Raw genomic sequence first — 22,885 nt, 5'->3', positions numbered from 1 at the left:
TGACGTGCGCTAATCAACGCTGATGACGAGTTGATTACATAGGCTGACAGCCGGGAGTCCGTCTGCCAAGCGAGCACCCGCTGCCCCGGCGGGGCTGCGACAATCCCGCCGGGTCGGCGTCACACAGTTTTCATCTGGGTCGAGGATGACGTCCGCATGAACAGGAAGCCAGCTCCGTCCGCCTTTGATCCCCGCCAGACCGCCCTGCGGCTGACGGGAGATCTTACCTCCGTGCGCGAGAAGATCATCACATTGGCAGAGGCCAGGATGGAAGGGTGGCGCGCGGGCCTTGCGAACGCCGCCCTTCTCGAGGATACCGCCAACCTCGCCCATTACCTGGCACTGCGGAGCCTGGACCTGCGGAACATCCAACCCGCGCTCTCCTCGCTCGGCCTGTCTTCCCTCGGGCGCAGCGAAAGCCGGGTTCTGCCCGCCATCGATGCCGTCCTCGCCACGCTCGCCCGAATTTCCGGCGAAAAGGGCAGCGCATATCCTGACCCCCAGATCCTCTTGAACGGCCATGAGACGCTGGAAAGGCGGAAGACCGAAGTTTTTGGGCGCGACCCCGAAGGTCCTTCCACGCGCATCATGGTGACGCTGCCCACCGAGGCCGCGGCCGATCCCCAACTCGTGCAGCAGCTGATCGCCAATGGCGCGGATTGCGCCCGCATCAATTGCGCCCATGACGGCCCGGATGTCTGGCTGGCGATGATCGGCCACGTGCGGAGCGCGGCAGAGAAGCTCGGCCGCGACGTGCGGATCGCCATGGACCTTGGCGGGCCCAAGTTCCGGATCGAGGCAATTGGCACGCAGGAGAAGGTCCGCCTTCACCGCGGCGATCGTTTCGCGCTCGCGGTTGCATTCCGAGAAGGCAGCGACGTCATCGAGGCGACGCTGTCGCCGCCGCAGCTGCTCGAGTATCTTGCACCAGCAGCCATGGTGTGGATCAACGACGGCAAGATCGGTGCGCGGGTGGTGTCCGTCGAGCCCGGTCGTGCCGTCCTGGAAGTCACCCACGCGCGGGAAAAGGGCGAGCGGCTGAAGCCCGAGAAAGGCGTCAACCTTCCCGGCGCCGAACTCGACCTGCCGGCTCTGACGGAGCAGGACATCGCCGATCTCGACGTTGTCGCCGAACATGCCGACATCATCGGCTATTCCTTCGTCCAGACGCCGGAGGACGTGCGGCACCTGGCGGAGCAAGTGAAGCTCCGGCGTGGGAGCAGGCCGATGCCGGCGCTGATGCTCAAGATCGAAACGCCGCTTGCCGTGCGCAACCTGCCGCATCTCATCGTGCAGGCGGGCGGCATGATGCCGGTGGCCGTGATGATTGCCCGCGGCGATCTCGCCGTCGAGATCGGCCTGGAGCGGCTTTCGGAAATCCAGGAAGAGATCCTGTGGCTCTGCGAGGCCGCCCATGTGCCGGTGGTGTGGGCCACACAGGTTCTCGACACCATGGTGAAGAACGGAACCCCCAGCCGGGCCGAAACCACCGACGCCGCCATGGGCCAGCGCGCCGAATGCGTGATGCTGAACAAGGGCCCGCACCTGGCGGGGGCCACGGCGTTTCTCGACCGCGTGCTGCGCCGCATGGACCGGCACCAGTCCAAAAAATCACCCCAGCTTGGCCCGCTGCGATCCTGGCAGGACATTCCGGCCAGTGAGCAGCCCGCATTGTAATGAGGCCTGAGGTCTCCGCCCCAGCGCGGATCAGCAAGACCAGATGGGCGCCCGCAGCCGCCGGCCTTTCGAGGCGCCTGACAGGAACGAGCGGGCAACGCAGGCGAAGATGCGGTGGCGCGCGCCAGTGGGCAGATGGCAGAACTGCCGCTTCCTCCCAATGGGGGGCCGGCTTCCAGCCTGAGGAAATTGTTCCTCTGGACCGCAAGCAACGGCCCGCCATCGACACAGCTTTGCAACAGCGTCTCTATCCTGGCGCGCGCATCAACGTTGCGCCGCGTATCTGCGGCCTTGCTTGTTCATCTTTCTGATCAGCGCGGCAAGACGAGGCCGTGTCTTCATTCAACCGGCCGGCAATGCGGGATCAGTTTGGCGTGATTGCGACCTTGAGGACGCCGTCCCGTTGGTGGGAGAACAGATCATAGGCTTCCTCGATCTGGTCCAATTTGTAGCGATGCGTTACGAGAGGTTTAAGGTCCACCCGGCCCGAGGCGCACACATTCATCAACCGCCGCATGCGTTCCTTGCCACCGGGGCACAGTGTGGTAACTATCTTGTTGTCGCCGAGCCCCGCTGAAAATGCGCTGAGCGGGATTTTCAGATCCGTCGAGTAAACACCGAGGCTCGACAAGGTGCCGCCCGGCCGGATCGAGCGGAGCGCCGCTTCAAAGGTACCTTGCGTCCCCAGCGCCTCGATCGCCACGTCGACGCCACGCCCGTCGGTGAGGGCCATGATCTGCTCCACCGGGTCGGCGTCATCGAAGTTAACGACGTGATCGCAGCCCATCTTGCGCGCCACCTCCATGCGGACCGGGAGATGGTCGACACCGATGATCGTCGTCGCCCCCATGAGCCTGGCACCCGCCACCGCGCAGAGCCCGATGGGCCCGAGTGCGAAAACCACGACCGTGTCGCCAACGCGGATGCCCCCGCTCTCGGCGCCCGAGAAGCCGGTCGACATGATGTCCGGGCACATCAGCACCTGCTCGTCGGTCAACCCGTCGGGGATCGGGCTAAGGTTTGCCATGGCGTCATGCACGAGCACATATTCGGCCTGGCACCCGTCGATGGTGTTGCCGAATTTCCAGCCACCCATAGCCTTGAAGCTGTGCTTCGTCCCCGCGCCATCCTGCGAATGACAGCCGCACAGGCAGGCATAGGAATAGCCTGACGGCGTGATCGCGCCCGCGATCACCCGCTGGCCTTCAGTGTAGCCCGTCACCGCCGAGCCAAGCTTCTCGATGACGCCTACCGGTTCGTGCCCAATGGTGAGGCCCTTAGCAACCGGGTACTCGCCTTTCAGAATGTGTACATCCGTTCCGCAGATCGTGGTCGTCGTGATGCGGATGAGCGCATCGAGCGGGCCTACGTCCGGGATTGGCTTCTCTTCAAGAACGATGCGGCCCTTCTCGACGAATACCGCAGCCTTCATCTTACCTGCCATTGATCAACTCCTATTGGCTTTTGCATCCCCTTGCTCCCCTGCGCCAACGGAACCAGCGCGACGAATGATCCAAAGGGCCATTTGTGTAGTTGCGATGACAACACGAATGGCACTGCCGTGTTTTGATCTGGATCATACTTGTTTCGGGGTACGGCATGGTGTTCCAAGCCCAGGCTGCAATACCAAGCGGCTCCGCCCGAGTTGCGGCCCGAACGGCAGAGCCCCACAGGCCCTTCATCGCCGTCATTTCGAATTTCAGTCAATGCCCAACGATACCGCAACAGGTGAGTCTTTGCGCTCAGTGCTTGATGCCAACGGCAGAGCCGTTCGCTGGGGATCCCAGCTAATCGTGTCGCCGTGCGCAGTCTATTGCGCCTCGATGATCTCAAGATTGAACTCAATTCGCATGGATATTCCTATCCATGCTCCGCAGCGTCATCGAGTCTCCGCGCCAGTGTCGAGCATCACGGTATTGACGGGGCAATCATTGGAGTAAGTGACACTCAACGTACATCAGAACGGTGTTCGGTGCGGAGGGCAAGATCGCGGTAAGCGCCACAAAAGCGTCCACCGGCCATCTGCTGGGCGCGGCGGGCGGTCTTGAGGCGACCTTCACCGTCCTTGCGCTTCGTGACCAGATTGCACCGCCCACTCTCAATCTCGAAAACCCCGACAAGGCTGCGCGGGGTGTTGATCTTGTTTCTGGCAAGGCGAGGCCGATGGCCATGGAACATGCGATTTCGAACGGCTTCGGCTTTGGCGGCGTCAATGCAAGCATCATCTTCAGGCGATGGTCATGACTGCCGGAGGCATCGGGACTTCGCCACGCCTGCTGACGACAGTATTCGCAGCGCTTCGTTCTGCAATAGGGACGCGTGGAACGAGACATGGCACTCGCGCCTAAAAACATCCGGGCCAAGCTTGCCAATGTACCCGATCAGCCCACGTTCCGACGACCCCTATCCATCTTCAAGAGATGACAGCTCCGGTGGAATGCGCTGCGAGGAGAGACAGAAATCGGCGGCGATTGACGTCCGTCAGCTGTCATCGATCGGGGCGGCCTGCTTGACAGAGCCGAAGAACGAGGCCGATACTTGCAGAACGTTGCGAGGGTACGGCCATTTCGACAACGAGACATGAGCACATTGACGAGTTGATACGTGTGGCAGAAGGCGGCCATTCGGACCGAGACTCGCTTATTGTCAATTCATGGATGCGGTGCGTTTCGAACCATCATCTCGATCCGTCAACTCTGAGGCAGGCGTTTGTTGTTGAAGATCGCAAGCTACGCGAGCACCGCGATGCGATGGACGATCTGCTTCAAACAGCCCGCTTCGGCGTGGAAGCTCTTTATAGCCAGGTATCGGGTCTCGGCTACCTGGTGCTGCTGACCGACCAGAATGGAATCACTGTTGATTACATTGGCGATTCTTCCGCAACCGAACAGGCACGTGGCGCCGGCCTCCATCTTGGTTTCGACTGGAGTGAAACCAAGGCGGGCACTAACGGGGTGGGCACCTCCATTGCCACGCGAGACGCACTGGTCGTTCACAAGAGCGATCACTTCGACGCCACGCACATTCCGTTGACCTGCACAGCAGCGCCAATCTTCGACGCCACGGGGAACCTGGCTGCGGTTCTCGATATAGCGGCTTTGGCGTCTCCCGACGAAAAGACCAGCCAGTTTCTCGCCTTGCAGATCGTCAAGAATTTTGCGCATCGGATTGAGACCGCCAACCTAATCCGTTCCTGCGCGCGCAAATGGATCGTGAAACTGACGTCAAACCAGGCTTTGGCGGAGGTCGATACCGAGTATGTACTGGTGCTCGACTCGGTTGGCTGTATCACGGGTTTCAATCATTTTGCCTGCCGGTTGCTGGCACAGGAACTTGGGCGAGACTGGCGGACTCCGAACCTGCTCCTCGGGCGGCCGATCTCGGATTTCTTCGACTGCGAAATCGACTCGCTCACGCGCTTTGTGGCCAATCGTGCAAAGGAGAGAAATACCGTCCGGTCCAGGGCGAGCGGCCGCAGCCTTTTCATTGAAGTGGTACCTCCTTCCACCATTCGCATTCTTCCGCCAGCTGTATCACACAGCGAGGAATTGACGCTCCCCGCGCCGCTAAGGGCAATCACAGGCGGGGAGCCCTCGCTGCAGAAGAACCTGATGAAACTCTCTCGGTTGCTCAACACAAACATGAGCATTCTGGTGCAAGGCGAAACTGGAACCGGAAAGGAGTTTCTTGCCAAGGCCATTCACGCGTCGAGCTCGCGGGCGAAAGGACCTTTTGTTCCCGTAAACTGCGCCGCCCTGCCCGAAACGCTCATTGAAAGCGAGCTGTTCGGTTACGAAGGCGGCTCGTTTACCGGTGCACTGTTGAAGGGAAGGAAAGGTCTTGTGCGCGAAGCTCACGGCGGAACACTGTTCCTCGACGAGATCGGCGACATGCCCCTCAATCTGCAAACAAGGCTTTTGCGCGTTCTCGCAGAGCGCGAAGTCATTCCCGTCGGTGCGTCCAAACCTTCTGCTGTCGATATGCGTGTCATCGCAGCGACCCATTGCGACTTGCGAGGACTGGTCAAATCCGGAAAGTTCCGGGAAGACCTCTACTTGCGGTTAAATGGCGCAACGATCACCCTGCCGCCGCTTCGGGAACGGCAGGATATGGCGCTGCTGGCGGGCCAGCTTCTGCAAAAGAGGCCCTTCTCCGACACGGCGACGCGCAGTTTTTCTCAGCAGGCCCTTGCCATTCTGAGCGACTATGATTGGCCGGGCAACATACGCGAACTGATCAACGCCATTGATTTTGCTTGCGCCATCGCGGCCGAACCCGAAATCAGCATGGATGATCTGCCCGATCATGTCTTCCGGCGCCCTCCAGCGGACACCGAAGAGGCAGGCGGCTCTGCGAGCAGTCATGAAGTTGACGCCACAGCTGCCGCCATGCGCGAGGATTTGCGCCGCACGGGCTGGAATGTCTCGGCCACGGCGCGCCTGCTGGGAATTGACCGGACAACCATGCATCGCCGGATGAGACGGCTGGGAGTCAGCCTTCCGCCACGTACACCATAGGCTTTCGCAACAGGTGTGGCGTCAACTGCCACAGGCAGAGCCACACTCCGTGCCACAACTCTGTCCGCGTATCGAGGGTCGAGGGCGCTGCTGCAGTGCTCTTCATGGAAACGCCGGTTTCTTACGCTCGCTCCCGCCGGGCCGGCACATGGCATGGCAATTGCTTTCTCGGTAAGCATGCCTTGCGCGAAACAGTATGCTCGCGAGAGGCCGACACTTGTCAGGGTAACCACAACCTGAACAAGCTTTCATCGAACAGAAGTAGACAAACAGGATATGGGAGGAAATGGAACATGACAGGCGCTCCAACAGTCATCAACGAGACGACGCTGAGCAACAGTTTTCTCGGCAACAACATGCAGATCTGCGTTGTGACGCGGGATTTCCAGCGCACCATGGAGGGGTTGACCCGCGCGGGCATTGGCCCTTGGCGCATATACACCTTCAGTCCTGAAACCATGACGAATGTCACCTATCGGGGCAAGCCCTCTCAGCATTCGATGAAGCTGGGGCTCGCCTTCAGCGGCACGATGCTGTGGGAAATCGTACAGCCGCTCACCGGCCCCAGCATCTACGACGAATTCCTCGAGTCGCATGGCGAAGGCATCCACCACGTGGCGTTTGACTGCAACCGCATTCCCTGGGCTGAGCAGATCAAGGCATTCGAGGATCGAGGCTATCAGATGATCCAATCAGGCCTTTGGCAGGGCAAATATCCTCATGCCTATTTCGAAACCGAGGGAGACACCACGACGACCTTCGAGATCTTCGAGGTTCGCGAAGGCTTCGTTTGGCCCGAACCGGAAGAGTGGTATCCCGCACCGCCGCCAGCGCCCTGAAGATGCGGATGTGACCGGGTGCCCTTCCCGACTTTCCGGGGCGGGCGGGCACTCGTCTTCTTCCATCAGACCCGAGGCAGCACCGTTTCCGAGCGGATCTCTAGCGCATCGTGCCGGCCGCAGCTCGATCAGCGGCCTGGACAATTCACCGGGTCATTCAAGAATTCACGGCAATTGATCAAAAGCCTCGAGCGCCTTTGCAGCATAGACGGCACCCGGGCCCCCCGACATCTCAACTGAAACCGCCAGCATCTCGATCAACTCATCGCGGGACGCACCGTGTTTCTTGGCGGCCGCGGCATGATAAATGATGCAATCTTCGCAGCCTTTGGAGACAGCGATAGCCACCGCCGTCAACTCCTTCACTGCGGCGGAAATCTTGCCAGGCCTCGTCGCCGCAACGGTGATGCTGTTAAAGGCCATCATCGTCTGCTTTTCAGCCTTGAACAGATTCATCAGACGGCCGTTGACTGCCTCAAGTTTTTCCTTGGCATCCGCCATAGTTTGCTCCCTTTCTAGAAGAATGCCTTGCCGTTCCCCTTCGAGAACGCATGCCACTTGTTGGTGTTGATCGTCATGTAGCAGGTCTGGCCTTCCTCACCTGAAAACTCGGTCGAGGTCTTCACCCGAATGCGGCAATCCTCCAGGTCCACATCGACGATCATGTCTCCTCCGAGGAGCTCCGTCACGAAGATCTTGCCTGTGATGCAGCTTTCCGAGGGTTTGATCATTGAAATCGACAAGGCATCGGGCCTTACACCCATTCGAAGCATATTCTCATGAGATCCGTTCGAGGTACGGCGTTGCTGCTCTTCGGTGACCGGAACAGAAAAGTTCGGGTGGGTGAAGTAGGTGCGGCCGGCCCGGTCTTCGACGCTGACGTCAACGAAGTTCATGGCCGGCTCTCCGACGAAACCAGCAACCCAGGCATTGACCGGATGATTGTAGACCTCGCGCGGCGAGCCGAGCTGCTGCAGCTCTCCATCATGCATGACTGCGATCGTATCGGCCATGGACATAGCCTCAAGCTGGTCATGAGTCACATAGATCATGGTGGTTCCCAGCGTACGCTGCAGATGCTTGATTTCCCCTCGCATATGGGCGCGAAGCTTGGCGTCAAGATGGGCAATGGGCTCATCGAACAGGAACAGGTTCGGCTCTCGGACGATGGCGCGCCCGATCGCGACGCGCTGCTTCTGCCCCCCGGACAGTTCCTGCGGGCGGCGCTCGAGAAGATGATAGATCTCGAGGAGCTTGGCAGCAGCCGTCACCCGCTCCTTGATCACCGCAGAATCCTGTCCTCTCAACTTCAGTGGATTCGCCATATTGTCGTAGACGCTCTTGTGGGGGTAGAGCGCGTAATTCTCGAATACCATTGCGACGTCACGATCCTTCGGAGCGAGGTCGTTGATCGGCCGTTCATCGAAAAGGATCTGCCCGGACGTGATGTGCTCCAGGCCCGCAACCATGCGCATCGTCGAGGATTTTCCACAGCCCGACGGACCGAGAACCGATAGGAACGAACCATCCGGACACTCGATGTTGAGATCCTTGACGGCGGGCATGTCGCCGTACTTCTTCCATACGTTCCTGAATGATACTTTCGCCATTGCCAGCTCCTGCTATTCCTTGACCGCGCCCATGGTAAGGCCGGTGACGAGATATTTGCGGATTACAAGACCGAGGAACATCATCGGCAAAGTCGTGACGACGCCAGCTGCCATGATCTGTCCCCATTGGATGTTTTGCGGCTGCACCAATTCGCGCGTCGCGGCCGGCAGTGTCTTGGCACCGCCCGAACCGATGATCGCAGCGAAGAGGTAGTCGTTCCAAGCAAAGAGGACGCACAGCACGACGAAAGCTCCGATGCCAGGCGCAACCAGCGGCAGGATCGCCCGCAGCGCCTGAAACCTCGTTGCCCCATCGACCATCTGGGCCTCCTCGATGGCATAGGGTACATTGTCGAAGAAGCCCTTCAGTATCCAGATGGCGAAAGGCAGATTGAAGGTGGTGTAGGCCAGAATGAGGCCGGGCAGCGTTCCAACCAGATCCAGCTGCCGGAATATCCAGTAGAGCGGCACCATGACCGCGACCACCGGCGCCATGCGTGTGGAGATGATCCAGAAGAACAGATCACCTTTTCCCTTGAAGTCGATGCGCGACAGCGAATAGGCGCACATCGACCCCAGCACTACCGACACCAGCGCTGACCCGCCTGCAGCCACGAGGGAGTTGAACAGGTAGGTCGAAAAGCCAAGATGAGCGAAGAGTTCATAGTAGTGCTTGGTTGTCGGCGTGAAGTCGAAGAAGACAGTGACCCCGGCCCAATCACCCACTGCCGGAATCTTGAATGCCTCAAGCAGGTCCTTGAAGGAGGACATGAACATGATGAACAGCGGCAGAACCGTCCACACCACATAGAATGCCAAGAAGACGGCGGAGAATCCCCTGAATGCCTTCGACAGCGGTGTTTCGTAGTGGATCACATCGCGGGATGCCATTGTTTACACCTTGCTTGGCTGCTGGCGATCAAACACGCGCACCAGGAGCTTTCCGAGAATGATGGTGACAATGAGAAGGATTAGGGCAATCGCCGCGCCACGTCCCAGCTTGAAGAACTTGAACGACACCTCGAACAGATAGACGGGGAGGATCTTCGTCGCGTTCCCGGGGCCCCCTCCCGTCAGCACGAGGATCGAGTCGATGAAGCGGAAGTTGTCCATGAACCGCAGCATGATGGCAATCAACAGGACCGGATAGAGGTTCGGGAGCGTGACCGAGATGAAGTTGCGAAACGGAGACGCGCCATCTACCATGTTGGCTTCAAGCTGGTCCTGCGGAACACGCTTGAGGCCCGCAAGGGTGATCAGCGTGATGAGCGGCGTCCATTGCCACACGTCCACAAGCACCAATCCGATCATCGCTGTACTGGAACTGGCAAGGATGGACTTTGCACCAAGGATGCCAAGGCTCTGGAGCAGCCAGTGATACCAGCCGAATGTCCCGTTATAGAGAAAGTACCATACCATTCCGGCCACCAGGGGGGCCATCATCATCGGCATCAGAAGTGTCGTTACAAGGACCTTCTCAAGACGTGTCCCGTTGAGGGCGAGGGCCAGGAATACACCAATGATGATCTGCAATGTTAGACACATCGCACTGTACTGAGCCAGCAGAACCCACCCCATGAGGAAGCGCGTGTCCGATGGCAGCCTTATGAAATTGGCGAAGTTGTTCCACTCGACGTGGCCGATGTCCACGTCGTGGAGGCTCATGTAGATCATCCAGAAAAATGGATAGATCGAGATGAACGCCAGCACCAGGATTGCAGGCGCCATGAGCCAGAAGAAAAAGCGTTTTGAAGCCGGCTTGTTGAGTGATGCCGGCTCTGTGACAGACATGGGAACCGGACGTGACTCGACACTGTCCGGAATATGACGGACGCGGAAGAGGTCCATGTTTCGGTTGCTACCCGCGGCCCTTCGGGGCAAGCCGCTCGGATTATGCGTGGTTGCGTCTGTCATCGGTTCGCTCGACGGTTGAAGGAATTGGCACCGGCGGTGGATACCCACCGCCGGTCAATGTCTGGGGGAGCGTCAGCCCGCGTTATTCAGCTCGTCAAGCTGCGTCTGGATGGACTTCACGGCCTCTTCTGGCGTCTGCTCGTTCGAGAGGCACTTCTGCACTTCGCCCGCAAGTATCGAGTGATACTCGTTGGCGTTCGGGATCTTCGGACCGAGCACGAAGTTCGGGTCCTTGATACCGACGTTATAGACGGCATCGAACGTCAAGGCGTTCGGCATGTTCGTCGGACGATGCTCGGCCTTCTTGACGTCTTCCAGTTCAAGGACCGACTTGCGCGTGGGCGTGCCGCCAAGTCCCTTGAGAACATTGTACTGATTGTCCTTCGAGACCGACCAGATCGCGAAGATATAGGCTGCGCGCTTGAGGTCATCCGAGGCATTTCCGTTAATGCCGATGCCACCGATGCCGCAGTTCGTGCCGTTTACCGCCTGGCCGCCATTTTTGATCCACTTGGGATCGCCCTTCGGACACGGTGCATAGGCAGTCTTGCCCCCTGCAGCACGGGACTTGGACGCATCCTCGATCGACGCCGCAAACTCATGGTACTGCGTTTGCATCGCAATATTGCCGGACTGGTAGACCGTGTTGAGTTCCAACGTGCCATTGGCCAAGTTGTCGGGATGACAAACATCCGCAAGCTCCTTGAACTTGCCGAGCGTGAAGATGGACTGCTCGTCCCCCCAATTGGTCTTTCCTGGATCCTTGGACCCATAGACATCATCGATGTTCCAGTCCATCCAGCGTCCATTGGCGAAGAGGAAGCGCTGAACGTCCAGCTGCGTGGTCCAGGCAAATGAGCCCTGATGTTGGGCATAGCCATATGGCACGTCCTTGCCGGACTCCTTCGCTTTCTTGAAGAAGGTCGCCATGTCGATGACGTTCTGCCATGTGGAATCATTGTTGAATTCGAGGCGATATCCGAACTCGGCCTCGAAGTCCTTGCTGTTCGCTTCAAACAGATCCTGCCGGTAGAAGGTGCAGGCAACGGCCGCATCATAGGGCAAAGCCACGATCCGGCCCTTGTCGTAGAAGCGGCCACAGGCCGACAGGAAGTTGGGGAACCAGGCCTCGTCGCCATAGCCTTCCGGATCCTGCGGCAAAGTCTCGTCGCCAAACATTGGAGTGAGATCGGCAAAATAATCCGCGAAGGGTGCACCAATGGGCTTGTCCTGCACGTAGTTCAGTACGTAGTCTGCCTTGCCACCGCGCAGATCGATGCCGATCTTCTGCTGCACCACCGGAAGGTCGTCGGTGAGGATGGTCACCTCGATCCCGGTCTTGTCGGTAAAGGCCTTGATATTGTCGCGGATCGCGAAGGACGGAGGGGTGTTCTCCGACATGAAGACAAGTTTCGAACCGGCATATTGCTTCCACTTTGCATCGTCGGTCGATGCCGCCTGGACCTTTGAGCGCGTGATTGTCGAGCCGAGACCCAGGGTCAGGCCACCCGCACCGAGGGCAGTGGCGGCCCCGCCACCGAGTTCAAGAAACTTTCTGCGGTTGATTCTCTGGTAAACGGCATTTTTCGGTATCGAGAACATAGGCGTCTTCTCCCATATTGATTTTATTTCTGTTGTCGATCAAACAGGTGCCGTTGTGGCGTCCTAGCGCCGCCGCACCTCGCGGAACGTCTCACACTTCCGTGATCTGTGGCCCTCCTTTCTCTGGCCGTGTCAGCGGCTTGCGAATGTGTTGGCTACGAACCAGCGATGTGAGTCTTGATAAGGGAATTCACATCGCTGGCCTTTTCCATGAAGACCATGTGCCCGGCATCGTCGAACACGACGACCTTTGCGCCCGGAAGATTCTGGGCGTGAGCGGACGGGATGACTTCGTCCTGCTTGCCCCAGATGACCAGTGTCGGCGGCGCATTGCCGGCAGTGAGCTTCGCAACGGGCTGATCCTGCTGAGCCTGGCCGGCGAAGAGCGACGCAGCAAGGTCCTTCAGCAACGGTTCGACGCCGTCGAGCCGCTTGTACTTCAGGACATCGTCAACGAGTTGCCGGCTGACCAGGCTCTTGTCGGCGAAGAGCTGTTCCAGCACGGGCTTCAGCTCCTTGCGGCCCTGGGCTGCCACGTAACGATCAACGTAAGAACCGATCTCAGGTCCTAGCCCGGCTGAACAGATGAGGGTGAGCGAGTCGACTTTTCCAGGATCGCCAACTGACATGTTCATGGCAATCGCGCCGCCCATGGAGTGGCCGACAAGATGGGCACTGTCGATCCCGACAGCTCCCATGAAGCTCGCGAGCGCATCGGTAAGGGAGTCAAGTCCGGGGCTCTCGAGGGACTTTGAGGACTGGCCGTGGCCAGGAAGGTCGAGCGCATAGACGGTCGCGACCTCACCCAGCGCGTCGATGTTGAACAGCCAGTTGTCAAGGTCGCCGCCGAAGCCATGGATGAGGATCAACGTCGCTCCGCCCGAACCGCGCTTGGCGTAGCGCAATGTGCCCGAGGGCGTTTCGGCATACTCGTACTTCGGACCTTGCTCCGCCTCGTCGTCTTCAGCCGAAGGGGTCACGAATGATGATACGAAAGCGTCGATCTCTTCTTCCGGAACTGAAGGGTCGGCGATTACCCCCAGCAGCGTCTTCACGGGGTAGAACGTGTCGGGTTGGCCGACGCGCCGTCTCAGCACGCCGGCCTCATGGGCCTCGACCGAACCCGCAATCTTGTCGGTCTCGACCTCAAGGATCGCATCGCCGGGATTGATCTTCGAGCCATCTTCCAACAGCCAGCCCGTCACCTTTCCCTCCTTCATCGAGAGGCCCCACTTGGGCATGACGATCGGCACGATACGGGTGTTAGTCATAACAACATCCTCGACTTTTCAGCTTGACGCTCTCACTTGCCCATGGACTTCTTCACCGCCTTGGCAATGGCCTCGGCAGAGGGAATGTAGAGGTCCTCCAACACCGGTGAGAAAGGCACCGGCGTGTGCGGAGCGGTGACCATCTGGATCGGGCCCTTGAGTGCCTGGAAGCATTCCTGGGTGATCTTGGCGGAGACGTCCGCCGCGATAGAGCAGCGCGGATGGGCCTCATCCACGCAGACGACATGGCCGGTGCGCTCGGCACTGTCGATCACGGTATCCCAATCAATCGGAGACAGCGTGCGGAGGTCGATTACCTCGCACTCGATGCCCTGCTTGGCGAGAGCCGCAGCGGCCTCCATGGCGCGATGGACCATCATGCCATAGGTGACGATAGTGGCATGCTTGCCGTCGCGCACGACATTGGCCTCGCCAAAGGGGATGGCGTAGGACTCGGCAGGAACATCCGCCTCGGCGCCATAAAGATTCTTGTGCTCGCAGAAGATCACCGGATCATTGTCCCGGATGGACTGGATCAGGAGGCCCTTTGCATCATAGGCGTTGGAAGGGCACACCACCTTGAGGCCGGGAATATGCACGAACAGTGGCGTCAGCATCTGGCTGTGCTGGGCAGCGGCGCGAAAGCCCGCCCCCACCATGGCGCGGATGACCACGGGCGTTTCTGCCTTGCCGCCGAACATGTAGCGGAACTTCGCCGCCTGATTGAAGATCTGGTCGAAGCAGACGCCCATGAAGTCGAGGAACATCAATTCCGCCACGGGGCGCATGCCACAGGCGGCCGCTCCGATTGCCGCACCGATATAGGCCGACTCCGAGAGCGGCGTATCGAGCAGCTTGCCCGGATGCTTGGCGTTGAGGCCTTTAGTGACACCGAGGACGCCACCCCAGGCGTCGATTTCACCCATGCCGCCGGCGCCGCCGACGATGTCTTCACCCATCACAATCACTGACGGATCACGGGCCATTTCCTGGTCGAGCGCCTCGTTGATTGCCTGGCGCATGCTGATTTTGCGTGCCATTTCTCGTTCTCCCTTGCGCTCAGTAGTTCACATAGACATCGGTGGTGAGGTCCGCCGCAGTGGGCAGCGGCGCGGCCTTGGCGAAGGCGGAGGCCTCCTGGATCTCGGCCACCACCTCGCGATCGATGGAATCCAGTTCGCCTCGACCAATCACGCCAGCCTCCATCACACGCTGGGCAAACATCTTGAGGCAGTCCTTGTTGTTGCGGATGTCGTCGAGCTCGCCCTTCGCGCGGTAGGTCTGCTGATCGCCCTCGAAGTGGCCGTACATGCGAACCATCTTGCATTCGAGCAGTGCAGGACCACCGCCTTCTCGCGCCCGCTTGATGATCTCGCCCGCCGCTTCATACACGGCAAAGAAGTCGAGACCATCCACCGTGACGCCCGGGAGGCCGAAGCCCGCCGCGCGGTCAACGAAGCTGTCCACAGCTACGGCGTAATCGCGAGACGTCGATTCCGCATAACCATTGTTCTCGACCACAAAGATGACAGGCAGGTTCCAAACCGCCGCGAGGTTGAGGCTTTCGAGGAAGGTGCCCTGGTTGGAAGCGCCGTCACCGACAAAGGAAATCGCCACACCACCATCGTCGCGATACTTGGCGGCAAGCCCTGCTCCACAGACCAGCGGCGCACCGGCGCCGAGGATGCCATTGGCACCCATCATTCCCTTGGAGAGGTCGGCAATGTGCATGGAGCCGCCCTTTCCGCGGCAGGAGCCGGAAACCTTGCCATAGATCTCTGCCATCATGGCGCTGGTATCCACACCCTTGGCAATGCAATGGCCGTGGCCACGGTGGGTGGATGCGATCCGGTCTTTGTCGTTCAGATGCATCATGATGCCGGTGCCTGCGGCCTCCTCGCCCGCATAAAGGTGGACGAAGCCGGGAATGTCTCCCTTGGCGAAGTCGGCGTGCAGCCGTTCTTCGAACTCGCGAATGGTACGCATGGTACGGTAGGCTTGCAGAAGTCCGGATTTATCCAGAGGGAATATTCCGGCCGTGCTGTTTGGAGCAGTCATCAATGTCCTCCCACTTCCTTCAGTTTCTGATCTGTCTTCAATCTCATCAGGCCGTGGCGCGAGGCATATTGCATGCAGCCGCTGACATTCACGGTTCGGAACGCATTGGGCACGAGTTCGATTGTCACATCGTCGTCCCGTGTGAAGGATAACTCGCGCTCACCGTCGAGAGCGATCGAGCCGTCGGTAATCGACGGGCGATACTTGTGGTTGGTCTTCATCGGAACATAGTCGCGAATGCCGATGCCGCGCATGTAGCCGGGTGCGATGGGTGTATCCAGGATGATGTTTGCCTCGTCCTTAGGTGCGAGGCGCACATGCAGACCGCCGTCATCGAGCCGGGTGACAGGGGTGAGCAGCCCCGCTATTGCCGACATGCCGATCACCTCCGGGTCGGCGAAGGTGACGAAGAGTTCGCGGAATGTCTCGGTCCGCCACAGTGCGCGGGCGCCGATGTACCGCTCGGTGACGATGGCCACGTCCACCAGCGCGATCTCTTCATGGCCATTAATGCGGACGACGATCTCTTTGTTCGGCAGAAAAGCAACCGACGGCGGCACTTTGCCCGTCACCGCAAGGCCGACTGCGAGGCCGGTAATGGTGGGCTCACGATGCTCCGGGAAGGCATTGTTGGTGCCTGTCGAGACGCCTGCGATTGGAATATCGCCGCAGGCGGCAACCACAGCGCGGTGGGTGCCGTCGCCCCCCAGCACCACAATGGCGGCCACACGCTTCTCTTTCATCAGGCGAGCAGCCTTCAGCGTGTCGTCCACGGTTCCCGATATCTTGTAATCGAGATATTCGACCTTGGGAAAGTGCTTCTGGCCCTGGTTCTCAGCTCTGTCTATGCCACGGCGGACATGGTGCCGGATGCCGCCGTTCTCGGGCATCATCCAGACATGATCCACTCCGCACGCCTTCACGCAGGAGAGAATCCGCAGCACAATGTTGGCACGGTCGGTAATTTGCAAAGCAGTTGCGTTCGCAATCACGCGGCGGATGTCGCGCGCGGAAACTGGATTGGCGATGATCCCTATGACGCTTCCCATGTACTTCCATGTCTTCTGGAATTGTTCTAGGAGCACATTCTGCAATATGGATGCCAGTCGGCTGGGAGACTGCAATCGCGCGGTTTTCAAGAAAAGCAACGCAGCAAAGAAATTCCGCATCTGCGAAAGATCGCTCGCCGCCCGCTGGAACAGTTGCATCGAATGCAACAGCTGTGGCGCCACATGCGCCACAAGTGCGACTACGGGCTTCGCGGCGGCAGCGTGACTCCCAGCCGCCGCATGCGGCGGTGCAGCGTTGTGCGATCGACACCGAGCAGGCGCGCGGTCGCAGATATGTTCCAGTCGGCACGACGCAGATCTTCACGCAATGCCGCCGCTTGCCTGCTCTTGGCTCTTGCCTCTTCCGCCCCGCTGTTTTCGTCGTCACTGTCTATGCGCCGGAAGACTTGATCCGGCAGGTCATCCACACCGATTTCCGGATCGCTGGCAACCGCACACGCAAAATCGATGACGTTGACGAGCTCGCGAATATTGCCGGGCCATCCATAGGATGACAGAACGCCCAGTGCATTTGATGAAAGGCTGCGCGCCGTTCCATCGGGTAAGGCACGGCCCTCCAGCAATCGCGCCACAAGCCAGGCGAGATCGACACGGTCGCGCAGGGGCGGAAGCGTAATGGTTACGCCGTTGAGGCGGAAATACAGATCTTCACGGAACGCGCCCTTCTTGACCATGCCGAGCAAATCGCGGTGGGACGCGGCAATCACCCTCATGTCGACGGGATAGGGCCGCGTTCCGCCGATCGGCGTTACCTCCCGCTCTGAAAGCACGCGAAGCAGCCGCGTCTGCGAGCCAAGCGGCATGTCACCAATTTCGTCAAGGAAGAGGGTCCCGCCATGAGCCTCGCCGATCAGGCCTTTCTTTCCCTTGCTGAGGGCGCCGGTAAACGAGCCTCCCTCGTAGCCAAACAGTTCACTCTCAATCAGGTTCTCTGGCAACGCCCCGCAATTGACGGGAACAAAAGGTCCGCGGGCCCGGGCGCAGGATTGATGGATCGCCTTGGCGAGATATTCCTTGCCCGTCCCCGTCTCTCCGCTGACCAGTACGCTCATATTGGTATTGAGCAGTCGTGACAGCATCTTGAGGCTGCGCTGTATCGAGGGATCCTCGCCTGCCACTGCCATCAGAGGCCTGGGGATCTTGTTTTCCTCCTGCTGGGCCGTCGCCGGCAGGACGCGGATCGTCGCCGGCGGCACGACTTGGATGAACAGGCTCCGTCCCGAGCCTGTGAGCCTCACCACATTGCGTTCTATGAGATTGGGCCCCACAAATCGGGTGAGAGTGTCAATCTCGCAGTCAAAATAGTTGGAAAGAGGCCGACCAAGTGCTTGCGTTGCGTCACGCCAGCCGGTCTTCATCTCTTCCGCAAGGAGCTGGCGCGCATGGTGATTGAACCCCGTGATGCGACCTTACGAATCGAGCGCAAGCACATAGTCGGTATCGACCTCTGCAAGCGCCTGGTTGGCGGTCAGCTTAACGATCCAGTTGCGTGAGAAGGAGCGGATGAAACTGGCAGTCTCGATGCGATGGGCGAAGTTCCTGACGATTTGCAAAGCGAGGAACTGGCTCGGCTTTTCGCGTGGTGAACGGAGCGCCGAAATATCCAGAACTGCGGACAGGTTGCCAACCGGATCGAAGATCGGCGCTACGGTACAGGTCAGTGGAATATGTGTGGCGTCGAAATGGTCACACTGGTGAATGGTGAGAGATTCTCCGGTGGCGATGCAAGTGCCTGTGCCGTTGGTACCGGCGCGCGCTTCATTCCAGTCGGCCCCCATGTAGAGACCAGCCGCTCGCAGGTAGTCAGTGGTTGCCTCGTCGCCAATGTAGTCAACAGTAATGCCCTCGTTGTCGCTCAGGAGCACGACATAGCCCAGTCCCGCCACCTGCCTGTAGAGAGCCTCCACACCAAAGCGCGCCGTGCGCAAGAGCTCCTCCATGGCTTCGCGATGTTCACGCAGGCGAGGATCTTCCACAATGACAGCAGGCCGCATGACGGCTGGATCGAGCCGGTGATTGCCCACGCAGCGACGCCAAGACTCCAGTATGATCGGATCACGCTCAGTCGGATCGCCCTCCGCGACGCGAATGAGTTCTTTGATGTGATCTGTGTGGGACGATGAGATCGCAACCTCCTCTGTCTGAAGCGGACCTCAGACGCGAAAGAATCGCGTGTCAAGTCTCATGCGCGAGAAATTCTTCTTCTACTGCAATGCAAGAAGTCTGCTGCAATGCACAGTGGCACATGATCTGCATTGCAGAGGAGGCGAACTCCTTTATTCGTTCGCAGTTGCAAAATGGAAACTGTCAATATGAGCTGGCTCACCGATAGCTATATGGGGCGAAAGGCAGTCGCCCGCGGCGCCGAAGGCAAGACGCACCTGCTGAACAAGGCAGTCCAAGGCGACTATCATTATGTTTATGGGCCCTACGCTAAGCCTGTCATGACGATCAAGCCAGGCGACATCGTTATCGCCGAAACAGAAGACGCTTTTGGCGGTGCTATAAAGACAGTGGCGGATTTGCCCAGCCAGAAGCTGCGCATGCCATTTGTCAACCCGCAGTGCGGGCCGATTGCCGTAGAAGGTGCCGAGCCGGGGGACGTGCTCTGCGTCTCGATCAGGTCGATCGCTCCGCGTGGGCAGCAACCCGTTGGCACCTCTGCCCTCATTCCCGAGTTCGGTGGTCTCGTTTCGAACGGTCAGACGGCAATGCTGAATCCGCCGCTACCCGAACGCGTTATGAAATATGAGGTGACGGAAGCGGGAGTAAAGTTCAATCACCGCATCACTCTCCCCTATGAACCATTCATCGGCACGCTCGGTGTCTCGCCACTGATCGAGGCGGTGCTCTCACTGCAGCCCGACTACTGGGGCGGCAACATGGACCTGCCGGACGTAGCGCCCGGTGCGGTGGTCTACTTCCCGGTGCTGCACAAGGATGCCTATCTCTATCTCGGGGATTGCCACGGAAGACAGGGCGACGGGGAACTCTGCGGAGTAGCCGTCGAGATTCCCTCGACCACCACGATCCAGGTTGACCTCATCAAGGACTGGCAGATCGCCTGGCCGCGGCTTGAGACAGAGGAGCTCATCATGACCATCGGCTCCGCGCGGCCGATGGAAGATGCCGCACGCATTGCGTATCGCGAACTCACACGCTGGCTTGCGGCGGATTATGGTTTCGACGAGCTCGAGGCCTATTTCCTGCTCACGCAAGCGGGCCGCGTGCGGGTCGGCAACATGGTGGACCCAAAATACACACTCGGCGCCTCCATCAAGAAGGCATATCTCGGGAAATAGCGAAATCACGAAAGAGGTTACATAACCATGGATCTCGGCCTCAAAGGACTGAATGTGCTTGTGACTGGCGGCACCAAAGGTATTGGCCGGCGTGCCGCCAACATGTTTGCGGAGGAAGGTGCAAACGTCTCGGTATGCGCCCGGAGCGCCGCTGATGTGAATGATACGGTTTCCGCTCTCAGTGGTAAGGGCGTGAGGTCATTCGGCAGAGCAATTGATGTCCGCAACAAGGCAGAACTCGAGGGCTGGGTACATGAGAGTGGAAAGGCCCTCGGTGGCATCGATATCGTGATTGCCAATGTGTCTGCCCTGGCGGCCGCCGAGGATACCGAGGAATCATGGCAGGCGGAATTTGAAATCGACATGATGCACACGGTGCGTACGGTGAACGCCGCGCTGCCTCACCTCGAGAAGTCGAAATGGCCCTCGATTGTCATCGTCTCATCAGTGTCGGGTCGCGAGATCGATTTTACATCACCTGCCTACGGTGCCTTCAAGGCGGCGCTGATCCACTACGCGCATGGCCTTGCCCATAAGCTGGCGCCGAAACTCATTCGCGTGAACTCGGTGTCACCCGGCAACGTTTATTTCGCGGATGGCATCTGGCACTACATCGAAAAGAACATACCGGATCTCTTCAAGCAAGCCCTCTCGCTCAACCCCACGGGCCGAATGGCAACCGCGGAGGAAATCGGCAAGGGGATCGTCTTTCTGGCAAGTCCGGCCTCAAGCTTCACGATGGGAACCAATCTCGTGATCGACGGTGCCCTGACAAAGGGCGTTCAGTTTTAGGCGCAGCGGGAGCAGCGATGGCAAAGAGAAAACTCATTGCACTTCCAGTCGGGACAGTGCTGAACGCCATTGATGTTGGCAGCGGACCTGCTCTCCTCATGATTCCCGGATGGTCGCAGTCAGCTGCAGAATACGGCCGGAACATCGAGGAACTCGCACAGGGCAGGCGTGTGATCGCCCTCGACATGCGCAGCCACGGCGAGAGTCCTCTTGCCGACACCGGCCACCGCATACAACGTCTCGCGATGGACCTCCACGAGGCGATCGGCGTTCTCGGGCTTGATCGCGTAGACCTGCTCGGCCATTCCATGGGAAGTTCAGTTATCTGGAGTTATCTCGATCTATTCGGCGAGGACAGGCTGCGGCGCCTAGTCATCGTCGATCAGGCACCCATGGTAGCAGCCCTGCCTGGATGGGACGCTGACGCCCGGAAGGCCTTTGGTTGTCTACTGCCCGACGTACAGTCCGTGGCGAGTTTCTGCGATGTGGTGCGCACGACAGCCACGGTTGAGGGCACCAAAGAAATCCTGAGGGGCATGTTCACAGCCGGCCTCCCGGAAGAGGACCTGGACTGGATCGCCAGCGAGAACCTGAAAATGCCGCGCGCCGCTGCAGCGGATCTGCTCTTCGATCACTGCCTCAATGACTGGCGCGACGTGATTGCCAACACGCGGCTGCCAGCGCTGGTCATCGGTGGGCGAAGAAGCATCTTCTCAGCTGAATCACAAGAGTGGATCGCCTCCGTGAATCCGAACGCCAGGGCTTCAATCTTTGAAGAGCATGAAGGGGGAAGTCACTTCATGTTCTTCGAAAACCCCCGCCGTTTCAACGCCGAGGTATCGGCATTCCTTTCAACCTAGTCAGAGCGAACCGGAGAAGATATGGCTCTCAAACGCATGGTCGTCGAACTTGGCATGGGAACGGACCTCACGGGGGCCGATTACACCAAAGCCGCCATCCGGGCGCTGAAGGATGCCCTGTGGCACAACTCTCTCACCATTGCCAATGCTGTTGGCCTCAGCCCGCATGACATGCATGTCAAGGTGCTGGTGGGCGTTCCGAAGCCGGAGCTGGTTGATAAGGCCGCGGTCGCAGCGACGCTGCCCTATGGCAAATCGACTATCGAGGTCGTCGAGGGCGGCCTCGAGATCATGAATGACGAAGGTACCAATCTGACACTGATGGCCAATGCAGCAGCCATCGTATATCTCGATATCCCGGAGAAAAAACAATGGCCGTGAAGCGCATCATCCTCGAAATGGGACATGGGAATGACATGCACGGTGGCGACTATACGAAAGCGGCACTGCGAGCCGTGCAGGACTGCATCCACCATTCCAGTTTACCGTTCTTGCGCACCCTGGGTGTTGAACCGAAGACAATGCAGATAGAGGTCACCATTGGCGTTCAGCAGCCCGACAAGGTGGACAAGACGGCGATCGCCACCAGTCTGCCGCATGGACAGGTCACCGTGAAGGTGATGAAGGGCGGCCTCGACGTTCCCGACGAGGAGCGCGGCGGTGTGTCGGTCATAGCCATAGCAGGCGTCGCCGTAAGGCTGGATCTAGAGGAGTACCTCGGCTTCCCATAACCCGTGAAACGCCGCTCAAGTTTGTTTGCGGCAGCATCGCCTTTCGTCACTTGGGCGTGGTGGCAACTCCTCGATGGCGCCGGCTATCTGCCGGACCTGCTTCCGGCTGTGGGTGCGCGCATTGCGCGGGTAGGGTTTGGGGCCACGAGGGGCAGGTATTCAATTTCAAGACCGTGGGACATGATCCGGCACTCCTCACCAACAACCTTTCAGTCCTTTCCCCTGCCAGATATTGACTGCTTTGCCGGTCCTGGCTACTCGGCAGATGTTCGCCCAATGTTAGTGGCCCCGGGGACCGCGTCGCCTGACTGCGCCAGATGGGATCCCTGTTTGGCCGCGCAGAATACCCCTGGTGTGGGCAGTAAAGTCCCGGTTTCCGGGAACAAGGACTTTGCCGCCAAGACTTTCAAATCACGGGGGATTGCGCGCCGTCTGAGCCTACCCCCGGAATAGCCGGGTTATTTCCGCAGCTTGGGCAATAACCTGCATCGGCCTTCAGGGCGGGAGACGCTGCTTTCCGGTTCTTCTTGGGGCAAAATGCGGGCCCGTCTCGGAGGGCGCGAGCCCGTGTCAGAGCAGATCGAACTCCAGGACATGCCGCTGATCTGCCCATCCAGCCGGCAGTGGCTTGAGTCGGATGAG

The 22,885-nt window shown here is 59.3% G+C and carries 20 protein-coding genes and 1 pseudogene; 9 read left to right on the top strand and 12 right to left on the bottom strand.

The window, feature by feature from the left end; all coding sequences use genetic code 11:
- Positions 1 to 156 precede the first annotated feature (156 nt).
- Positions 157 to 1,677 carry a pyruvate kinase gene (locus tag ACO06F_RS15390; RefSeq protein ID WP_421693625.1) on the top strand — a complete coding sequence of 507 codons (1,521 nt, stop codon included), beginning with the start codon at positions 157 to 159 and terminating at the stop codon, positions 1,675 to 1,677.
- A 364-nt stretch (positions 1,678 to 2,041) separates the two neighbouring features.
- Here ACO06F_RS15390 and ACO06F_RS15385 read toward each other — a convergent pair whose 3' ends face one another.
- Positions 2,042 to 3,121, bottom strand: a complete 1,080-nt coding sequence (locus tag ACO06F_RS15385; protein ID WP_421693624.1) for an NAD(P)-dependent alcohol dehydrogenase — start codon at positions 3,119 to 3,121, stop codon at positions 2,042 to 2,044.
- Positions 3,122 to 3,633: 512 nt separating this feature from the next.
- On the opposite strand from ACO06F_RS15385, the pseudogene ACO06F_RS15380 reads away from it, so the two are divergent.
- The 3 genes and pseudogenes from ACO06F_RS15380 to ACO06F_RS15370 all read left to right on the top strand — a co-directional run.
- Positions 3,634 to 3,921, top strand: a pseudogene (locus ACO06F_RS15380) (beta-ketoacyl-ACP synthase II); the annotation flags it as partial.
- A gap of 362 nt (positions 3,922 to 4,283) precedes the next feature.
- On the top strand, positions 4,284 to 6,194 hold the full coding sequence (locus ACO06F_RS15375; protein WP_421693623.1) for a sigma-54-dependent Fis family transcriptional regulator: 1,911 nt from the start codon (positions 4,284 to 4,286) through the stop codon (positions 6,192 to 6,194).
- A 293-nt stretch (positions 6,195 to 6,487) separates the two neighbouring features.
- Complete coding sequence (locus ACO06F_RS15370; protein ID WP_421693622.1) at positions 6,488 to 7,033, top strand: VOC family protein; 546 nt, start codon at positions 6,488 to 6,490, stop codon at positions 7,031 to 7,033.
- A gap of 165 nt (positions 7,034 to 7,198) precedes the next feature.
- Here the strand turns inward: ACO06F_RS15370 and ACO06F_RS15365 are convergent, their stop codons facing one another.
- The 11 genes from ACO06F_RS15365 to ACO06F_RS15315 all read right to left on the bottom strand — a co-directional run bounded on the left by ACO06F_RS15365 (position 7,199) and on the right by ACO06F_RS15315 (position 18,582).
- Positions 7,199 to 7,534: a carboxymuconolactone decarboxylase family protein gene (locus tag ACO06F_RS15365; protein WP_421693621.1), complete on the bottom strand. Its 336-nt coding sequence runs from the start codon at positions 7,532 to 7,534 to the stop codon at positions 7,199 to 7,201.
- A gap of 14 nt (positions 7,535 to 7,548) precedes the next feature.
- Positions 7,549 to 8,643, bottom strand: a complete 1,095-nt coding sequence (locus ACO06F_RS15360; protein ID WP_421693620.1) for an ABC transporter ATP-binding protein — start codon at positions 8,641 to 8,643, stop codon at positions 7,549 to 7,551.
- Positions 8,644 to 8,655: 12 nt separating this feature from the next.
- Entirely contained in the window at positions 8,656 to 9,534 is an 879-nt protein-coding gene (locus tag ACO06F_RS15355; RefSeq protein ID WP_421693619.1) for a carbohydrate ABC transporter permease, read from the bottom strand.
- 3 nt (positions 9,535 to 9,537) lie between these two features.
- Positions 9,538 to 10,491 carry a carbohydrate ABC transporter permease gene (locus ACO06F_RS15350; RefSeq protein WP_421693618.1) on the bottom strand — a complete coding sequence of 318 codons (954 nt, stop codon included), beginning with the start codon at positions 10,489 to 10,491 and terminating at the stop codon, positions 9,538 to 9,540.
- Positions 10,492 to 10,629: 138 nt separating this feature from the next.
- Positions 10,630 to 12,159 (bottom strand): extracellular solute-binding protein, encoded by a 1,530-nt coding sequence (locus ACO06F_RS15345; protein WP_421693617.1) that lies wholly within the window; start codon positions 12,157 to 12,159, stop codon positions 10,630 to 10,632.
- 155 nt (positions 12,160 to 12,314) lie between these two features.
- Positions 12,315 to 13,430, bottom strand: a complete 1,116-nt coding sequence (locus ACO06F_RS15340) for an acetoin dehydrogenase dihydrolipoyllysine-residue acetyltransferase subunit (protein WP_421693616.1) — start codon at positions 13,428 to 13,430, stop codon at positions 12,315 to 12,317.
- A 32-nt stretch (positions 13,431 to 13,462) separates the two neighbouring features.
- A complete protein-coding gene (locus ACO06F_RS15335; RefSeq protein WP_421693615.1) occupies positions 13,463 to 14,470 on the bottom strand; it encodes an alpha-ketoacid dehydrogenase subunit beta in 1,008 nt (335 codons plus the stop codon).
- Between the two features lie 19 nt (positions 14,471 to 14,489).
- Positions 14,490 to 15,488, bottom strand: a complete 999-nt coding sequence (locus tag ACO06F_RS15330; protein ID WP_421693614.1) for a thiamine pyrophosphate-dependent dehydrogenase E1 component subunit alpha — start codon at positions 15,486 to 15,488, stop codon at positions 14,490 to 14,492.
- Complete coding sequence (locus ACO06F_RS15325) at positions 15,488 to 16,696, bottom strand: ATP-NAD kinase family protein (RefSeq protein ID WP_421693613.1); 1,209 nt, start codon at positions 16,694 to 16,696, stop codon at positions 15,488 to 15,490. Before ACO06F_RS15325 ends, ACO06F_RS15330 begins: the two co-directional genes overlap by 1 nt.
- A gap of 41 nt (positions 16,697 to 16,737) precedes the next feature.
- Positions 16,738 to 17,676 carry a sigma-54-dependent Fis family transcriptional regulator gene (locus ACO06F_RS15320; protein WP_421693612.1) on the bottom strand — a complete coding sequence of 313 codons (939 nt, stop codon included), beginning with the start codon at positions 17,674 to 17,676 and terminating at the stop codon, positions 16,738 to 16,740.
- Positions 17,677 to 17,967: 291 nt separating this feature from the next.
- On the bottom strand, positions 17,968 to 18,582 hold the full coding sequence (locus ACO06F_RS15315) for a GAF domain-containing protein (RefSeq protein WP_421693611.1): 615 nt from the start codon (positions 18,580 to 18,582) through the stop codon (positions 17,968 to 17,970).
- Between the two features lie 288 nt (positions 18,583 to 18,870).
- Here ACO06F_RS15315 and ACO06F_RS15310 point away from each other — a divergent pair, with 288 nt between their 5' ends.
- From ACO06F_RS15310 to ACO06F_RS15290, 5 genes are read left to right on the top strand one after another with little or no spacing between them, the layout of a single operon-like run.
- The gene (locus tag ACO06F_RS15310) at positions 18,871 to 19,860 is read left to right on the top strand and encodes an acetamidase/formamidase family protein (RefSeq protein WP_421693610.1); all 990 of its coding nucleotides are present in this window, start codon (positions 18,871 to 18,873) and stop codon (positions 19,858 to 19,860) included.
- A gap of 27 nt (positions 19,861 to 19,887) precedes the next feature.
- Complete coding sequence (locus tag ACO06F_RS15305; protein WP_421693609.1) at positions 19,888 to 20,652, top strand: SDR family NAD(P)-dependent oxidoreductase; 765 nt, start codon at positions 19,888 to 19,890, stop codon at positions 20,650 to 20,652.
- A 17-nt stretch (positions 20,653 to 20,669) separates the two neighbouring features.
- A complete protein-coding gene (locus ACO06F_RS15300) occupies positions 20,670 to 21,512 on the top strand; it encodes an alpha/beta fold hydrolase (RefSeq protein WP_421693608.1) in 843 nt (280 codons plus the stop codon).
- Positions 21,513 to 21,533: 21 nt separating this feature from the next.
- Positions 21,534 to 21,893 carry a Lin0512 family protein gene (locus ACO06F_RS15295; RefSeq protein ID WP_421693607.1) on the top strand — a complete coding sequence of 120 codons (360 nt, stop codon included), beginning with the start codon at positions 21,534 to 21,536 and terminating at the stop codon, positions 21,891 to 21,893.
- Complete coding sequence (locus ACO06F_RS15290; protein WP_421693606.1) at positions 21,884 to 22,243, top strand: Lin0512 family protein; 360 nt, start codon at positions 21,884 to 21,886, stop codon at positions 22,241 to 22,243. The genes ACO06F_RS15295 and ACO06F_RS15290 overlap by 10 nt, the downstream gene beginning before the upstream one ends.
- The last annotated feature ends 642 nt before the right edge of the window (positions 22,244 to 22,885 follow it).

The organism is Aestuariivirga sp. (assembly GCF_965227715.1).
In the GTDB taxonomy this organism is placed as follows: Bacteria; Pseudomonadota; Alphaproteobacteria; order Rhizobiales; family Aestuariivirgaceae; genus Aestuariivirga.
This window is presented reverse-complemented; position numbering and strand designations above follow the sequence as displayed.

What these genes read in the sequence shown, in the direction of transcription:
- ACO06F_RS15390 (WP_421693625.1), top strand. Translation starts at nt 157, where the DNA reads ATGAACAGGAAGCCAGCTCCGTCCGCCTTTGATCCCCGCCAGACCGCC.
- ACO06F_RS15385 (WP_421693624.1), bottom strand. Translation starts at nt 3,121, where the DNA reads ATGGCAGGTAAGATGAAGGCTGCGGTATTCGTCGAGAAGGGCCGCATC.
- ACO06F_RS15370 (WP_421693622.1), top strand. Translation starts at nt 6,488, where the DNA reads ATGACAGGCGCTCCAACAGTCATCAACGAGACGACGCTGAGCAACAGT.
- ACO06F_RS15365 (WP_421693621.1), bottom strand. Translation starts at nt 7,534, where the DNA reads ATGGCGGATGCCAAGGAAAAACTTGAGGCAGTCAACGGCCGTCTGATG.
- ACO06F_RS15360 (WP_421693620.1), bottom strand. Translation starts at nt 8,643, where the DNA reads ATGGCGAAAGTATCATTCAGGAACGTATGGAAGAAGTACGGCGACATG.
- ACO06F_RS15355 (WP_421693619.1), bottom strand. Translation starts at nt 9,534, where the DNA reads ATGGCATCCCGCGATGTGATCCACTACGAAACACCGCTGTCGAAGGCA.
- ACO06F_RS15350 (WP_421693618.1), bottom strand. Translation starts at nt 10,491, where the DNA reads ATGGACCTCTTCCGCGTCCGTCATATTCCGGACAGTGTCGAGTCACGT.
- ACO06F_RS15345 (WP_421693617.1), bottom strand. Translation starts at nt 12,159, where the DNA reads ATGTTCTCGATACCGAAAAATGCCGTTTACCAGAGAATCAACCGCAGA.
- ACO06F_RS15340 (WP_421693616.1), bottom strand. Translation starts at nt 13,430, where the DNA reads ATGACTAACACCCGTATCGTGCCGATCGTCATGCCCAAGTGGGGCCTC.
- ACO06F_RS15335 (WP_421693615.1), bottom strand. Translation starts at nt 14,470, where the DNA reads ATGGCACGCAAAATCAGCATGCGCCAGGCAATCAACGAGGCGCTCGAC.
- ACO06F_RS15330 (WP_421693614.1), bottom strand. Translation starts at nt 15,488, where the DNA reads ATGACTGCTCCAAACAGCACGGCCGGAATATTCCCTCTGGATAAATCC.
- ACO06F_RS15325 (WP_421693613.1), bottom strand. Translation starts at nt 16,696, where the DNA reads ATGCAACTGTTCCAGCGGGCGGCGAGCGATCTTTCGCAGATGCGGAAT.
- ACO06F_RS15310 (WP_421693610.1), top strand. Translation starts at nt 18,871, where the DNA reads ATGAGCTGGCTCACCGATAGCTATATGGGGCGAAAGGCAGTCGCCCGC.
- ACO06F_RS15305 (WP_421693609.1), top strand. Translation starts at nt 19,888, where the DNA reads ATGGATCTCGGCCTCAAAGGACTGAATGTGCTTGTGACTGGCGGCACC.
- ACO06F_RS15300 (WP_421693608.1), top strand. Translation starts at nt 20,670, where the DNA reads ATGGCAAAGAGAAAACTCATTGCACTTCCAGTCGGGACAGTGCTGAAC.
- ACO06F_RS15295 (WP_421693607.1), top strand. Translation starts at nt 21,534, where the DNA reads ATGGCTCTCAAACGCATGGTCGTCGAACTTGGCATGGGAACGGACCTC.
- ACO06F_RS15290 (WP_421693606.1), top strand. Translation starts at nt 21,884, where the DNA reads ATGGCCGTGAAGCGCATCATCCTCGAAATGGGACATGGGAATGACATG.